This window comes from Amycolatopsis sp. NPDC004772 (assembly GCF_053601215.1).
This window is the reverse complement of record NZ_JBSGBK010000056.1, coordinates 45,382-58,132: the sequence shown is the minus strand read 5'-3', so window position 1 is coordinate 58,132 and position 12,751 is coordinate 45,382. Positions and strand designations below refer to the sequence as shown.

The window sequence follows — 12,751 nt, the reverse complement described above, 5'->3', positions numbered from 1 at the left end:
AATGTGGCGTTCGGTGCGTCTGACGCACCCAATGTGGCGTTCGGTGCGTCCAACGCACCCAACGCCACATTGGGGCGCATCGGCGAGCCCCGGCCGACACCGGCGACGCGACCTCAGCGGCGGCCCAGCCCCCGGATCAGCACCATCACCGCGTCCCGCACCTCGGCCCGCGTCCGCTGCGGCCCGAACACCTGCCAGTCCAGCGCCACCACCAGCATCGTGCCGAACAGCCCGGCCGCCGCCGTCGGGATCTGCACTCCCTCCGGCAGCCGGCCGGCCTCGTCCAAGCGGGACAGCTGCTGCTTCACGATCGAGATGATCTCCTCGCGCAGCAGCGACAACGTCCCGTGCCACTGGCCCGGCGTCCGCCACAGCTCGCTCACCAGGATCTGCGAAAACCCCGGGTACTGCGCGATGAACTCCAGCGTCGTGTCGACCTGCGCCTCGATCACGTCCAGCGGATCGCCCTCGGAGACCGCCGAGCGGAGCCGGAGAGCCAGCATGTCCACGCCGTACCGCAGCAGGGCGTCGACCAGGCCGTCCTTCGAGCCGAAGTTGTAGTACACCGTGCCCTTCGCGACGCCCGCCGCCGCCGCGATGTCGTCGACCGTCAAGCCCACCAGGCCCCGGCTCTTCGAGAGCTCCAGCGTGGCCTCGAAGAGCTTCTGCTTCGTCGCGCCGCTCACAGGCTCAGCTCGGGCTTGAGGGCCGACACCGTCCACACGCGACGCTTGCGGGCGGCCAATGTGGACACCAGGATCCCGCCCACCAGATAGGCCAGCAGCACGCCGATGTCGCCGAGCAGCCGGCCCGTCGAGGCGCCGCTGTAGAACAGGTGGCGGAAGCCGTCGATCGCGTACCCCATCGGCAGCACCACGTGCAGCGGGTAGAGCGCGTCCGGGATCGTCTGCCACGGGAACGTGCCGCCCGCGCTCACCAGCTGCAGCACCAGCAGCACCAGGCCGAGGAACTTGCCGACCGCGCCGAAGAAGGCGTTGAGCGCGTGCACCACCGACGTGAACGTCAGCGACACCAGCACGGCGAACCCGATCGCCTCCAGCGGGTGCGCGATGTGGATGCCGACCAGCCACGTCACCGCGCCGAACAGGACGACCACCTGCGCGATGCCCAGCAGCGCCGAGGACAGCCAGCCGCCGACGGCGACCCGGAACGGGGCCGCGCCCGCGGTCAGTGCGCGCGTCGAGAGCGGGCGCAGAATCAGGAACAGCACGAACGCGCCGATCCAGGTGGCCAGCGAGATGAAGAACGGCGCGAGGCCGGCGCCGTACGTCCCCGCCGACGCCTCGCCGTTGGCGTTCACCGCCACCGGGTCCGCGATCGTGTTGGCCGTCGCCGAGCGGGTCGGGTCGTCGGGGTTCGGGATCTGCTTGAGCCCGGCCGCGAGCCCGTCGCGCAGCTTCACCGCGCCGTCGGCCAGCTGGTTGGTGCCGTTGACCGCGGTCTTCTCGCCGTCGCTGAGCCGGGACGCGCCGTCACGCAGCTGGTTCGCGCCGTCCGACGCCTGCGCGATGCCGCTCGCCAGCTGCGGGGACGCCGCGGCGAGCTTGGCGGCGCCGTCGGACACCTGGCGGGCGCCGTCGGCCAGCTTCGCGAGGTCGCCGTTGGCCTGCTGGATCTTGCTGTTCGCCTGGTCGACGGGGGAGCGCAGCTGGTCGGCCTTGGCCACGATCGCCTGGACCTCGGTCTCCGGCACGCCGGCACCGCGCAGGTCGGTCACGAGCTGGGTGCGGTAGCCGTCGAGCTTGCCCTGGATGTCGGACGACGCCGTCGCGGCGACCGAAGCGGCGTCGGCGACCTTCTGGTTCCCGGCGGCCACCTGCGAAGCGCCGTTGGCGAGCTGCTGCGTCTGGGAGGGGAGGGCCGCGGTGGCGCTCTTGAGCGTGCCGAGGCCGGTCGCCAGCGTCGACGAGCCGTCCGCGAGCTTCGCCGCGCCGTCGGCCAGCTGCTGCTGCCCGGACTTCAGCTGCGTGGCGCCGTCGGCGAGCTGCGCCGCGCCGGTCGAGGCCTCCTGGATCTTGGCGTAGATCGTCGAGAAGCCGACCAGGAACCGGTCCGCGGCCTCGCTGCCGACCTTCTCCGCGATCGTCTTGCGCACCTGCTCGGCGACCTGCTTGGCGATGGTGCCGGAGAGGTAGTTGTTGGCGTCGTTGGTGGTCAGCGTGATCGTCGCCTGCTGCGGCTGGAAGTTGCCGACCGACAGCAGCGCCGCGGAGAACCCGCTCGGGATGCCGATCGCGAACGAGTACTTGTCGTCGCGGACGCCGTCGCGGGCCTCCTGCTCGGACACCTCGTGCCACTGGAAGGTGCCGGACTTGACCAGCTCGTCGGTCACCTCGCGGCCGACGTTGCGCTCCTGGCCGCCGGCGTCCTTCGCGCCGGTGTCGCTGGTGAAGACCGCGGCGGGCAGCTTGTCGAGCCGGCCGTAGGGGTCGTAGTTCGCGTAGAGGTAGAAGGACGCGTAGAGCAGCGGCACCAGCACGAGCGCGACCAGCGCGAGCTTCGGCAGGGTGCCGGTGGAGAGGCGGCGCAGCTCGTTGCGCGCGATCCGGAAGGCGTTCATTCGGAGGCTCCGTCAGTGCTCTCGGTGAGCTCTTCGGTGGGTTCGGGGGGAGTGAAGTTCTGCGGCGCCGGCTGCTCGGCCGCGCCGACGAGCGCGGGGGTGAACGGCAGCGCGGACAGCGGGGTGGTCGCGGCCAGGACAACGACGGCCAGCCCGCGTCCGGCCACCTCGCGCGCCAGCCCCGCCCAGCCGTCGACGTCGCTGGTGTGCCGGTCGGGCGTGTCCAGCACGAGCACGCGCACGCCCGTGCGCTCGGCGGCGAGCTCGGTGAGCAGCCGCGTCCGCAGGGCAGGGGCGAGGTTCTCGAAGCGCGTACCGGCGAACGGCGCGGCGTCGTGCTCGGCGAGCCAGCGGGCGACGTCCTCCTTGCCCGCCGGGCGGTGGGCCAGCGCCAGCTCCTCGCCGGCGACCACGCGCAGGGGCAGCGCGTCGTCCGGTTCGCTGACCCCGGGGGCGTCCACGACCGCGACGAGCTCGGTCAGCGGGGCGTCGACGCCCTCGGCGTGCACCGTGCCGGTGGTCGGCTTGAGCCGGCCCGCCAGCGCGAGGCCGAACGCCGTGACGCCGACACCGGGTTCGCCGTGCACGATCGCCAGGTCGCCCTCGCCGACGGTCAGTGAGGTGGGCGGCAACAAGGTGCCGTGGTGCCCTTCGAGGGACACCCGATCGGCTCGGACCTGCACGGTTTCTCCCGCTTCGCGAATTTTTGAACTGACCGGTCAGTTCAAAAACTAGACCGCGCAGGAGGAGGCGGCAAGATCACCGGACGCACGTCACACTTGTGGGTGGCTCACAGTGCAGGCCACGGCCGACTGTCGCACCTCGCCCGCCGCGGCGCAGCTCGGGCGGGGGCGCCCACGGCTTCCCCGGGCCGGAGGGTGGGTCCGGCAAAGTCACAACGGCACGTCCGACGGCGGCTCGGCTTGCGCCGCGAATGAGATGACATTCGCGGCACCGGGCGGCCGGGGCGGATCGCGCGGGACGCCGGGCGGCTGGGCCGGATTGCTCGCCGGGTGGGGCGGGGCGCCGGGCCGGCCGGCGCCGGGTCACCGCGGCGCTTCCCCCTCACCGGAGCGCCGAAGCCGGCCGCACCTCCCACGTCGTCCACAGTGGACGGTAGCCCTGCCGGTGCCAGAACACCGAGGACAGCGGGTTGGTCGGGTTGTAGTAGAGGTACGTGCGGGTCGCGCCGCCCCGGTGCAGTTCCCGGTGCACGTGGGCCATCAGCGCCCGGCCGAAGCCGCCGCCGCGTTCGCCCGGCAGGGTGACGACGTTGTTCACGTACCCCCAGCGGCCGAGCGGGAGCAGCTCGGCCGCCTCGCTGCCCGGTGTCGCGTCCACCCACGCGCAGTGCGCGAGCGCGCGGGTTTCGCCGTCCTCTTCGGCCACCCAGACGAGCGGCTCGGCCTCGGCGAGGGCCTTCCGCAGCGAGGGGCCCAGCAGCGCGGCGGTGTTCGCCCGGCGCGGCGCGGCGACGAGCCCGGTGTAGTCGAACGTCGCCTCGGCCAGCTTCAGCGCGCTGTCGTAGTCGTCCGGCCCGGCTCGCCGGACCGCGATCTCCGGCCGGGCCTCCGGCGGGCGCGCGGTGCGCACGCCGACCGCGGAGAGCGGGACGAGGCCGTGGTCGAGGAACGCGCGGATCGCCTCGGCGTCCCGGCTGGGCCAGACGACCACGCACGCCGAGTCGTCGCCGATCTCCTCCGCCTCCAGCCGGCCCTTCAGCGCGCGCAGCAGGACATCGACGCCTTCGGTGCCCGTGTCGCCGAAGTACGGGAAGAGCTGCCAGGTGTCCGCGGCCGACCACAGCATCGGGACGTCGCCCGGCGCGAGGCGCAGGCGCTGGAGCACCCCGCTGACCTGTGTGCCGTCCGCGGTCGCCGCGTCCAGGCGCTCGCCGCGGGCCGGCGGCGCGGCGGGCGGCAGGAGCGCGTCGACGGCGGCGAAGCGCGCCCGGTGCGCCGCGAGCAGCGGCTCGGCGATGTCCATGGTTCCCCCTCGGCGCGTGCGGTCAGGACCAGGCGGGACGCCGGAGCCACATGGTCCACAGAGGACGATAACCCTGCCGGTGCCAGAACACCGGCGAAAGCGGATTCGCCGGATGGTAGAACAGGAACGTCCCGCGCACGTCGTGTTCCAGCAACGTCCGGTGCGCCACCGCCATCAGCGCCCGGCCGACCCCGCCGCCGCGGGCCGCGGGCGCGACCGACAGCGTGTCGACGTACCCCCAGCGGCCGGGCAGCAGCCGGCCGTGGACGGAGTTGCCCGGCGTGGCCGAGACCAGCGCGCAGGAGGCCAGGCCGGCCGGCACCCCGCCGTCCTCCTCGGCCAGCCAGACCAGTCCGCCGAACCGCAGCGAGCGGACGACTTCGGTGCGCAGCAGCGCCCGGGCCCCCGGCCGCGCCACCGCGGTGCCGACCAGCGAGGTGTACCGCCACTCGGCGAGCCGCAGCTCGGTCAGCGCGTCGGCGTCGCCTTCCCCGGCCCGGCGGACGCTCACCGGCGCCGCCCCGGGGCCGCCGGGGGGCTCGGGAGCCCGCACGGCCAGGCACGTCATCGGCGCGAACCCGTGCGCCAGGAGCACCGCGGACGCTTCGGCGTCGCGGCTCGGCCAGGTCAGCGAGCAGGCCGAGTCCGGGCCGGCCGGCGTCCCGCGCAGCTTCTCCCGCCACGCGCCCAGCAGCGCGGCGAGGCCCGCCGCGCCGCTGTCGCCCGGCACCGCGGTCAGGTCGCGGATGTCCGACGGCCCCCAGAGCGAGGGCCAGGACCCCGGCGCGTGCACGACCTGCGTCAGCAGGCCGCCCGCCTTGCGGCCGCCGACCGTCACGACGAGGGGCTCGTTCGACGGCGACGGCGGGGCGGCGATCGGCGGGAGCAGCGGGTCGAGCGCGGCGAACCGCGCGTTCTGCTGCTCCTCGAGGGTGGTCACGAGCGGTGCGTGCGGAAGATCGCCGTGCCGGGGAAGAGCTTGCCGCGCAGCGGGCTCCACTGGCCCCACACCCGGGTGTGCCCGGCCGGCCACTCGGGCTCGACCAGGTCGGTCAGGGTGAACCCGGCCCCGGCCAGCGCGCGCACGTAGTCGCCGAGCGTGTGGTGGTACTCGACGTAGGTGGCGGTGCCCTCGTCGTCGACCTCGACGTACGGCGTGCGGTCGAAGTACGGCTGGGTGACGGTGAGCCCCTGCGGGCCCGGGTCGTCGGGGAAGATCCACCGCATCGGGTGGGTCACCGAGAACACCCACGGCGCTCCCGTCCGCAGCACCCGGTGGACCTCGGCGAAGACGGCGTCCACCGACGCGACGAAGGGGATCGCGCCGAAGGCCGAGCAGGCCGCGTCGAAGCTGCCGGACGCCAGCGGCAGGTGCTCGGCGTTGGCCTGGACCAGGGGGACGGCCAGGCCGGTGCGCGCGTTGCCGTCGCGGGCGTGGCGCAGCATGCCGGCCGAGAGGTCGGTCGCCACGGCGTGCGCGCCCTCGGCGGCCAGCCAGCGCGCGCAGGCGGCCTGCCCGCAGCCGACCTCGAGCACGCGCTTGCCCCGGACGTCGCCGAGCAGCCGGGCCTCGGCCTCCCGGACGCCCTCCGGGCACCAGACGAAGTCGGCGTCGCCGAGGAACCCGCCGTGCTCGGCCTGGTAGTCGTCGGCGTCGGCGTCCCACCAGGCGAGGTTGGCGGCCGCGGCCTCGGCCCCGCCGACCTCGCGGTAGGCGACCGCCGTGGTGCCCAGCCGGTGCTCGGCGGCGTCGTGGCGCCCCGGCGCGGGCGCCTGCTCCGGTGGCATGATGGGGGTCTCCGGTCCCGGTGGCCGCGAGCGGCTCCACCTGCGTCCTCGTGCGTGCGGTTTGCTTCCGCGAGGACCTTAGCGAGCCAGGGGGACCCTGATTGTGCCGCCTAGCGGCTGCCGCGTAGGATAAGTGTTAGCGCAGTGGGTTCGCGCTGCCTTCCGCTCAGCTTCTGGTTGGGACTCGGGTCGCGCACCGTATGCGGGGTCATGCCGCGGTCGTTCACTGGTGGACGTTTGCTTGCAGGGTCGTCGCATGCCGCCCATCGCGCCGACAACTGCCAACCCTCGATTCCCATCCACCGGAGCAACCCGCCTAATGACCACCGACACCGCCACCGCCCCGACCGCCCCCACCGGGCCCCAGCAGGTCGCCATCAACGACATCGGGTCGGAGGAAGACTTCCTCGCGGCGATCGACAAGACGATCAAGTACTTCAACGATGGCGACATCGTCGAGGGCACCATCGTCAAGGTCGACCGCGACGAGGTCCTGCTCGACATCGGCTACAAGACCGAGGGTGTCATCCCCTCGCGTGAGCTCTCCATCAAGCACGATGTCGACCCGGCTGAGGTTGTCACCGTCGGCGATGAGGTCGAAGCCCTGGTTCTCCAGAAGGAGGACAAGGAAGGCCGTCTGATCCTGTCCAAGAAGCGCGCGCAGTACGAGCGCGCCTGGGGCACGATCGAGGAGCTCAAGGAGAAGGACGAGCCCGTCAAGGGCACCGTCATCGAGGTCGTCAAGGGCGGCCTCATCCTGGACATCGGCCTGCGCGGCTTCCTCCCCGCGTCGCTGGTCGAGATGCGCCGCGTGCGCGACCTGCAGCCGTACGTCGGCCGCGAGCTCGAGGCGAAGATCATCGAGCTGGACAAGAACCGCAACAACGTGGTCCTGTCCCGCCGCGCCTACCTGGAGCAGACCCAGTCCGAGGTGCGCAGCGAGTTCCTCAACGCGCTCGCCAAGGGCCAGGTCCGCAAGGGCGTCGTGTCGTCCATCGTCAACTTCGGTGCCTTCGTGGACCTGGGTGGCGTCGACGGCCTGGTGCACGTCTCCGAGCTGTCCTGGAAGCACATCGACCACCCGTCCGAGGTCGTCGAGGTCGGCCAGGAGGTCACGGTCGAGGTTCTGGACGTCGACATGGACCGCGAGCGCGTCTCGCTGTCGCTGAAGGCGACCCAGGAAGACCCGTGGCGCCAGTTCGCCCGCACCCACGCGATCGGCCAGATCGTGCCGGGCAAGGTCACCAAGCTGGTTCCGTTCGGTGCGTTCGTCCGCGTCGAAGAGGGCATCGAGGGCCTGGTCCACATCTCCGAGCTGGCCGAGCGCCACGTCGAGATCCCGGAGCAGGTCGTCCAGGTCAACGGCGACGTCATGGTCAAGGTCATCGACATCGACCTCGAGCGCCGTCGCATCTCGCTGTCGCTGAAGCAGGCGAACGAGGGTGTCACGCCGGACACCGAGTTCGACCCGACCCAGTACGGCATGGCCGCCGAGTACGACGCCGAGGGCAACTACATCTACCCCGAAGGCTTCGACCCGGACACCCAGGAGTGGCAGGAAGGCTTCGACAAGCAGCGTGAGGAGTGGGAGCGCCAGTACGCCGAGGCGCACACTCGTTACGAGGCCCACATGAAGCAGGTCCAGAAGGCCGTCGAGGCGGACGCCGAAGCGGCGGCCGACGCGGCGACCGGCATCGAGGGTGGCGCGGAAAGCTACACCTCGGGCTCGGCCCCGGCCGACTCGAAGAGCAGCGGCGGCACCCTCGCCTCCGACGAGCAGCTCGCGGCGCTCCGCGAGAAGCTCTCCGGCGGTGCGTGAGCACTAGTTCTCTGAGCAACGGCGAACCCCCGGTCCACTCAGGGCCGGGGGTTCGCCGCGTTCCGGGCCGGGGCGCACAAGCGCCCCAATGTGGCGTTCGGTGCGTCAGACGCACCGAACGCCACATTGGGTGCGTCAGACGCAACCAACGCCACATTGGGGCGGATGGGGCAGGGGAGCCGACGGGTCAGTGGTTCCGCAGGCCGAGGCCGGTCATCATCGCCGTGACGCCGGCGCGGTACATCTCCTCGTGGGCCTCTTCCGTCGGCGGGATGAACCAGTCCGGCAACGGCCGCCGCGAGGCCATCAGGAGTTCCGCTCCCACCAGGCCGTGGATCGCCGTCCACAGCCGGTAGGCCACCGAGCGGGCGTCCGCTCCCGGCGGGCAGACCCGCTGGACCCGGCCGATGAACAGGGTGAACGTCGTCCGCAGCACCGCCGACCGCAGGCCGGGGTCCGGGTCGAACCCCGGCACCGGGCGCTCGAACATCAGCGCGTAGCGGGTCGGGCTTTCGCGGGCGAAGCGCCGGTACTCCAGCGCGAGGTGCAGCAGGTCCGCGACACCGTCCTCGCTCGACGGCGGCAGGCCCTCCAGCAGCTCCCGCAGCGAGTCGAAGGTGCGCTCGTACAGGGCGTCGAGCAGGCCCGCGCGGCCGCCGAACCGGGCGTAGACCGACAGCGTCGACGCGCCGGCCGCCTCCGCCACCCCGCGGACGGTCAGGCCGGGGACCCCGCGGTCCACGAGCACGGACAACGCCGCGTCGAGGTAGCGCTCGCGACCGCCCTGATCGGCCGGGCGCATCGGCAAGTGCCTGGTAGCCACGGCGCACCCCCTTTGCGGCAGCCGGGCGCAGGGCGGCGTCCGGGTGACCCACCCGCAGCAGAAGATACGATATCCGCCGCGTCTTGGGAATGCGCCGGATGTCCGGATCGGCCGCTTCCCGCGACCCGAGAGGATTTCAGGCGGATGGAACACCCCGAGCCCGGCACCGTCGTCGTCACCGCGAGCGGCGACGGCACCTACACCCAGCAGGTCGTCACGGCGGGCCACACGCTGCTCGTCGACGAACCGGTCGCGGTGGGCGGCGCCGACGCCGGCCCGAATCCGTACGAGCTGCTGCTCGCGTCACTGGGCTCGTGCACGGCGATCACGCTGCGGATGTACGCCGACCGCAAGGGCATCCCGCTGACCAGGGCGACCGTCCGGCTGCGACACGACCGCATCCACGCCGAAGACTGCGCGCGCTGCGAAACCGAGCGTGGCCTGCTCAGCCGGATCAGCCGCGAGATCGAGCTCGAAGGCGACCTCGACGCCGAACAGCGCGCCAAGCTCATGCTGATCGCCGACAAGTGCCCGGTGCACCGGACGCTGTCCTCGGAGATCGTGATCGAGACGCGGGAAGCCACCGGCTTCTAGGGGGCCGGGTGGCGAAGCCTCGGTTGTCGCGACCGCTCAGGCGGCGCGCACGGTCACCGCGGCCGGCCGGGCCGGGCTGACCGACGGCACCCAGATCCGCTCGAGCGCCGCGGCGCGGGCCTTGCGGCGCAGGCCGGCGAAGCTGTGCTTGGCCGGCACCAGCAGCGTGCTCAGCCAGGTCCGCCGGTAGTCCGCGAGCGCCACGGCCACCGAAAGGTGGACGAGGCAGTGCACCAGCCCCGGCGTGCCGAGCCGGTGCTTCCCGACGTGCTTGCTGATCGCCATCGTTCCTCCGCGTGGGCGACGCTCTTCGCGCGCACCGTACGCACTGCGGCGCGGCGAGGTGGGTAAGCAACACGGCGTGTCCGGATATCGGTTGAGTCACGCGCCTGACTAGGGTGATCGGCATGTTGCGTGTGGGGTTGACGGGTGGGATCGGGGCCGGGAAGTCGACGGTGGCGAATAGGCTCGCCGAACACGGCGCGGTGCTGGTGGACTCCGACAAGATCGCCCGCGAGGTCGTCGAACCCGGCACCGAGGGGCTCGCCCGGCTGGTCGCGGAGTTCGGGTCCGGCATCCTGGCCGCGGACGGCTCGCTCGACCGGCCCGCGCTCGCCGCGAAGGCGTTCGCCGACGACGAGTCGCGGCACCGGCTGAACGCGATCGTGCACCCGCTGGTCGGCGCGCGCACCGGGGAGCTGATGGCGGCCGCGAAGCCGGACGCGATCATCGTCCACGACATCCCGCTGCTGGTCGAAAACGGCCTCGCGACCGCGTACCACCTGGTCGTGGTCGTCGACGCGCCGGTCGAGGTGCGGGTGCGGCGGCTGGTGTCGGCGCGCGGGATGGCCGAGGAGGACGCGCGGGCGCGGATCCGGGCGCAGGCGAGCACCGAGCAGCGCCGCGCCGTCGCGGACGTCTGGCTGGACAACGGCGGCGCCGAAGACACCGTGCTCGCCGAGGTGGACGCGCTGTGGGCGGATCGGCTGGTGCCGTTCGAGGCGAACGTCCGGCTGCGGCGGCCGCGGCCGCCGGTGTCGCCGAAGATCGCCGAATACGACCTCACCTGGCCGGCGCAGGCCGAGAAGGTGCTGGCCCGGGTCCGCGCCGTGGCGGGGGAGCCGGCCCGCCGCGCCGACCACATCGGGTCGACGGCCGTGCCCGGCCTGCCGGCCAAGGACATCCTGGACCTGCAGCTCACGGTGTCCACTTTGGACGAGGCGGACGCGCTGGGTGGCCTGCTGGCCGACGCCGGCTTCCCGCGCCTCGAAGGCGACTGGTACGACGACGCCCTGGACGGCACCGGGACGTGGCCCAAGCGCCTGCACGTCGGCGCCGACCCGAAGCGGCCGGTGAACCTGCACGTCCGGTCGGTGGAGACGCCGGCGTGGCGGCTCGCCCTGCTCTTCCGCGACTTCCTGCGCGCGAACCCGGACGAGCGCGACGACTACCGCGACGTCAAGCTGCGGCTGGCCGAGGCGCACGCCGCCGACGGCAACGTCGCCGCCTACGCCGAGGAAAAGCAGGAGTGGGTCAACGCCGTGTTCGCCCGCGCCGAGAAGTGGGCCGCGGCCACCGGCTGGACACTCTGAGCGCGCATGTCCTTGAGCTGCGGCCAGATTTCGGCCCAGCTCCCGGTGCGGCCGGTCAGCAGCCAGACGGGCATGTGCTCGCTGGCGTTGCGGATCCCGAGCCGGTTGCCGACCTGCCCGACGATCCGCGCGTCGCCGAAGTGCTTCGCGATCTTCGACGGGTCGTAGCCGACGAAGAGCACGTTGCGGGTGTCGTCGGCCGGACGCCCGAAGTACCAGAAGCCCCGGCTGGCGCTGGACGCCTGGGGCAGGCCGCGCTCGGGCCCGTAGCGGTCGAGCGCGCCCGCCTGCCAGTACCCGCCGGTGACGATCGCCGTGTCCGGCGGCGCCGTCCGGTACCACGCGGCGACGTCGGAGGCGAGGTCCGGCCAGCCGATTTCTTCGGCCGCGTAGGCGGGCCGTGGCGCGCCCGGGTGCTCGACGAGCCAGTGCGCCGGCCAGACCGGGAGCGTGAACGGCAGGCTGAAGAGGGCGGACACGGCGAAGACCGGCCAGGCCGGCACCCACCGCCACCACCGCGCCGGCTCCCGCGCTTCGAGGTGGACGGCGGCGGCCGCCCACAGCACGCCGAACGTCCCGGCGGCGTAGTAGTACCGCCCGTTGGCGGCCAGGAAGACCGCGACGACCCCCAGCGCCGTCCAGCCGAGGAACCGGTAGGGCCGCAGCTGCTTGCTCGCCACCAGCACGGCGACGCCGTAGAGGACGCCGAGCGCGCCGATCACCCAGCCGGCGCCGGCCAGCAGGTCCGAGACGAAGCTCGCGCGGCCGCCCGCGGCGTCGACCTCGGCGCCGACGGTGTCGCCCATGCCGAGCTGCGGCCAGCCGTTCGCGCGCTGCCAGAGCACCGTCGGGACCAGGGAGCTGGCGGCGATCAGGGCGCCCAGCCAGAGCTTCGGGCGGCGCAGCAGGTCACGCGGCCCGAACACGAGCACCGCGAGCCCGGCCACCACCCAGAACGCGGCGATGAGCAGCTTGCCGTTCAGCGCCACCGCCGTCACGACGCCGAGCCAGACCAGCAGCGTGTCGTGGCGGGTGCGCACCCAGCGGACCAGCAGCCACAGCGCGAGCGTCCACAGCAGCGGGTCGATCGTCGACGTCGCGAGGTAGTGGCCGCTGCCGACGAACTGCCCGCAGATCGCGTACGCGGCCGCGGCGCGGGCCTGGGCCTTGCGTCGCCCGCCGAGCTCCCGGGCGATCAGCGCGGTGACGACCACACCGGCCGCCGTCGCGGCGATCGCGGGCAGCCGGAAGACCACGAGCGAGCCGGGAGCGAGCGTGTCCATCGCCCGGGCGAGGGCGGGCACGAGCGGCGGCTGGTCGGCGTACCCCCAGGCCAGGTGCCGGCCGGCGGCGAGGAAGTACAGCTCGTCGCCGAAGTAGCCGTAGCGGCCGGCGGTGAGCAGCAGCGCGGTGGCCGTGCCCGCCGCGAGCAGCAGGACCGGGAGCCGGGCGAACGGGGCGAGCTCGGCTTCGGCCTGGTCGGGGGCCGTGGCCACGGCGTCCATCGTGCTCCTGTTCCTCGTCGGCGCCGGTCTTCCCGCACCCTACGTGCGGGTCCGGCGCCGCCG

At 73.0% G+C, this 12,751-nt stretch carries 12 protein-coding genes; 3 read left to right on the top strand and 9 right to left on the bottom strand.

Features of this window, described 5'->3' with window-relative positions; all coding sequences use genetic code 11:
• Positions 1-113: 113 nt before the first annotated feature.
• From ACWEF6_RS28560 to ACWEF6_RS28535, 6 genes are all read right to left on the bottom strand, one after another.
• A complete protein-coding gene (locus tag ACWEF6_RS28560) occupies positions 114-686 on the bottom strand; it encodes a TetR/AcrR family transcriptional regulator (protein WP_449685757.1) in 573 nt (190 codons plus the stop codon).
• A complete protein-coding gene (locus ACWEF6_RS28555) occupies positions 683-2,581 on the bottom strand; it encodes a YhgE/Pip family protein (protein WP_449685756.1) in 1,899 nt (632 codons plus the stop codon). The genes ACWEF6_RS28560 and ACWEF6_RS28555 overlap by 4 nt, the downstream gene beginning before the upstream one ends.
• Complete coding sequence (locus ACWEF6_RS28550) at positions 2,578-3,264, bottom strand: ABC transporter ATP-binding protein (RefSeq protein WP_449685755.1); 687 nt, start codon at positions 3,262-3,264, stop codon at positions 2,578-2,580. Before ACWEF6_RS28550 ends, ACWEF6_RS28555 begins: the two co-directional genes overlap by 4 nt.
• A gap of 382 nt (positions 3,265-3,646) precedes the next feature.
• The gene (locus tag ACWEF6_RS28545) at positions 3,647-4,567 is read right to left on the bottom strand and encodes a GNAT family N-acetyltransferase (RefSeq protein ID WP_449685754.1); all 921 of its coding nucleotides are present in this window, start codon (positions 4,565-4,567) and stop codon (positions 3,647-3,649) included.
• A gap of 22 nt (positions 4,568-4,589) precedes the next feature.
• A complete protein-coding gene (locus tag ACWEF6_RS28540) occupies positions 4,590-5,507 on the bottom strand; it encodes a GNAT family N-acetyltransferase (RefSeq protein WP_449685753.1) in 918 nt (305 codons plus the stop codon).
• Positions 5,504-6,355: a class I SAM-dependent methyltransferase gene (locus ACWEF6_RS28535; RefSeq protein ID WP_449685752.1), complete on the bottom strand. Its 852-nt coding sequence runs from the start codon at positions 6,353-6,355 to the stop codon at positions 5,504-5,506. Before ACWEF6_RS28535 ends, ACWEF6_RS28540 begins: the two co-directional genes overlap by 4 nt.
• 319 nt (positions 6,356-6,674) lie before the next feature.
• Here ACWEF6_RS28535 and rpsA point away from each other — a divergent pair, with 319 nt between their 5' ends.
• Entirely contained in the window at positions 6,675-8,174 is a 1,500-nt protein-coding gene (gene rpsA, locus ACWEF6_RS28530; RefSeq protein WP_003098851.1) for a 30S ribosomal protein S1, read from the top strand.
• A 187-nt stretch (positions 8,175-8,361) separates the two neighbouring features.
• Here the strand turns inward: rpsA and ACWEF6_RS28525 are convergent, their stop codons facing one another.
• Positions 8,362-8,976 carry a TetR/AcrR family transcriptional regulator gene (locus ACWEF6_RS28525; RefSeq protein ID WP_449685758.1) on the bottom strand — a complete coding sequence of 205 codons (615 nt, stop codon included), beginning with the start codon at positions 8,974-8,976 and terminating at the stop codon, positions 8,362-8,364.
• Positions 8,977-9,141: 165 nt separating this feature from the next.
• On the opposite strand from ACWEF6_RS28525, the gene ACWEF6_RS28520 reads away from it, so the two are divergent.
• Complete coding sequence (locus ACWEF6_RS28520) at positions 9,142-9,591, top strand: OsmC family protein (protein WP_449685751.1); 450 nt, start codon at positions 9,142-9,144, stop codon at positions 9,589-9,591.
• A gap of 36 nt (positions 9,592-9,627) precedes the next feature.
• On the opposite strand, the gene ACWEF6_RS28515 is transcribed toward ACWEF6_RS28520, so the two are convergent.
• Positions 9,628-9,876 carry a hypothetical protein gene (locus ACWEF6_RS28515; protein WP_449685750.1) on the bottom strand — a complete coding sequence of 83 codons (249 nt, stop codon included), beginning with the start codon at positions 9,874-9,876 and terminating at the stop codon, positions 9,628-9,630.
• 122 nt (positions 9,877-9,998) lie between these two features.
• On the opposite strand from ACWEF6_RS28515, the gene coaE reads away from it, so the two are divergent.
• Positions 9,999-11,183 (top strand): dephospho-CoA kinase, encoded by a 1,185-nt coding sequence (gene coaE / locus ACWEF6_RS28510; protein WP_449685749.1) that lies wholly within the window; start codon positions 9,999-10,001, stop codon positions 11,181-11,183.
• Here the strand turns inward: coaE and ACWEF6_RS28505 are convergent.
• Entirely contained in the window at positions 11,099-12,688 is a 1,590-nt protein-coding gene (locus ACWEF6_RS28505; protein WP_449685748.1) for an ArnT family glycosyltransferase, read from the bottom strand. The two genes, coaE and ACWEF6_RS28505, sit on opposite strands and share 85 nt — an antisense overlap.
• Positions 12,689-12,751: the final 63 nt, after the last annotated feature.